The organism is Psychrobacillus insolitus (genome assembly GCF_003254155.1).
Lineage (GTDB): Bacteria > Bacillota > Bacilli > Bacillales_A > Planococcaceae > Psychrobacillus > Psychrobacillus insolitus.
In genome coordinates, this window is sequence record NZ_QKZI01000030.1 from 1 (window position 1) to 1,591 (window position 1,591).

Here is a 1,591-nt window from a genome sequence, read left to right on the forward strand (position 1 = left end):
AAGCGTGGCGACACGTGCAGCTGACGAATACTAATCGATCGAGGACTTAACCAAATAATGAATACGTAAAATCAATGTCTTTTATCCAGTTTTGAGTGAACAAGCACTCATTGTCTAGTGACGATGGCGAAGAGGCCACACCCGTTCCCATCCCGAACACGGAAGTTAAGCTCTTCAGCGCCGATGGTAGTTGGGGGTTTCCCCCTGTGAGAGTAGGACGTCGCTAGGCAAATAAAAAGGTCGTTACCCAGTAATCGGTAACGACCTTTTATTATTTATTGAAAAAGGATGACTATGGGTAGCTTATAGGTTTTTTTTACTAGACACTTCATATTTTCATTGTATTTTTAATAAATTTCATAACTCAGTATTGACATATTCATAATAATAAAGTATTATTATTCAAGTCGCCAAAAGAACAAATAGTTTGGCTGACAAACATGAACATTAAGCACTCATTGTCTAGTGATGATGGCGAAGAGGCCACACCCGTTCCCATCCCGAACACGGAAGTTAAGCTCTTCAGCGCCGATGGTAGTTGGGGGTTTCCCCCTGTGAGAGTAGGACGTCGCTAGGCTTGTAATAAATACATATAATAAATCAAAAAAAGTTCAAATTAACAATGAATTGAATTAAAAAGTCGATGTAGAAATACTTTACTTATTATGATTTATTATTTACCCAGGAGGATTAGCTCAGCTGGGAGAGCATCTGCCTTACAAGCAGAGGGTCGGCGGTTCGAGCCCGTCATCCTCCACCATTTTTCGAGCCATTAGCTCAGTTGGTAGAGCATCTGACTTTTAATCAGAGGGTCGTAGGTTCGAATCCTACATGGCTCATCACCATTTTTTAAAAAAATATATGCGCTCGTAGCTCAATTGGATAGAGCACTTGACTACGAATCAAGAGGTTGCAGGTTCGAGTCCTGCCGAGCGCACCATAATATATATGACGGGAAGTAGCTCAGCTTGGTAGAGCACTTGGTTTGGGACCAAGGGGTCGCAGGTTCGAATCCTGTCTTCCCGACCAGTTATTTATTTGGGGCCTTAGCTCAGCTGGTAGAGCGCCTGCCTCCACCAAGTTTTAAATATAAAGATCCTGGCGGCGTAGCTCAGCTGGCTAGAGCATTCGGTTCATACCCGAAAGGTCGTGGGTTCGACTCCCTCTGCCGCCATCTAAAAGGACCTTTAGCTCAGTTGGTTAGAGCAGACGGCTCATAACCGTCCGGTCGCAGGTTCGAGTCCTGCAAGGTCCACCAACAATATTACGGAGGAATACCCAAGTTCGGCTGAAGGGATCGGTCTTGAAAACCGACAGGCGGGTAAGACCGCGCGGGGGTTCGAATCCCTCTTCCTCCTCCATTTCTTTGAAAGTTGTTAGTGGAATTAAGAAAGTATTTTAATATTAGGATTTAAGCCTAGTTGAAATGAAGTTGAATTTTTTATTGTCGCGGGGTGGAGCAGTGGTAGCTCGTCGGGCTCATAACCCGAAGGTCACAGGTTCAAATCCTGTCCCCGCAACCAAAATGGTCCCGTGGTGTAGCGGTTAACATGTCTGCCTGTCACGCAGAAGATCGCCGGTTCGATCCCGG

The 1,591-nt window shown here is 45.1% G+C and carries 8 tRNA genes and 2 rRNA genes; all 10 read left to right on the top strand.

Annotated features, from left to right (window positions below):
• The first annotated feature begins 113 nt into the window (after positions 1-113).
• The 10 genes from rrf (C7437_RS16715) to C7437_RS16760 all read left to right on the top strand — a co-directional run bounded on the left by rrf (C7437_RS16715) (position 114) and on the right by C7437_RS16760 (position 1,523).
• Positions 114-229 (top strand): 5S ribosomal RNA (gene rrf, locus C7437_RS16715).
• Between the two features lie 232 nt (positions 230-461).
• Positions 462-577 (top strand): 5S ribosomal RNA (gene rrf, locus C7437_RS16720).
• Positions 578-684: 107 nt separating this feature from the next.
• A tRNA-Val gene (locus C7437_RS16725) sits at positions 685-760 on the top strand.
• A gap of 6 nt (positions 761-766) precedes the next feature.
• Positions 767-839: transfer RNA gene (locus C7437_RS16730), tRNA-Lys, on the top strand.
• 24 nt (positions 840-863) lie between these two features.
• A tRNA-Arg gene (locus tag C7437_RS16735) sits at positions 864-940 on the top strand.
• A 12-nt stretch (positions 941-952) separates the two neighbouring features.
• Positions 953-1,029 (top strand) — tRNA-Pro (locus C7437_RS16740).
• A 71-nt stretch (positions 1,030-1,100) separates the two neighbouring features.
• Positions 1,101-1,174 (top strand) — tRNA-Met (locus C7437_RS16745).
• Positions 1,175-1,181: 7 nt separating this feature from the next.
• A tRNA-Ile gene (locus C7437_RS16750) sits at positions 1,182-1,258 on the top strand.
• Positions 1,259-1,268: 10 nt separating this feature from the next.
• Positions 1,269-1,361, top strand: a tRNA-Ser gene (locus C7437_RS16755).
• An 87-nt stretch (positions 1,362-1,448) separates the two neighbouring features.
• Positions 1,449-1,523, top strand: a tRNA-Met gene (locus C7437_RS16760).
• The last annotated feature ends 68 nt before the right edge of the window (positions 1,524-1,591 follow it).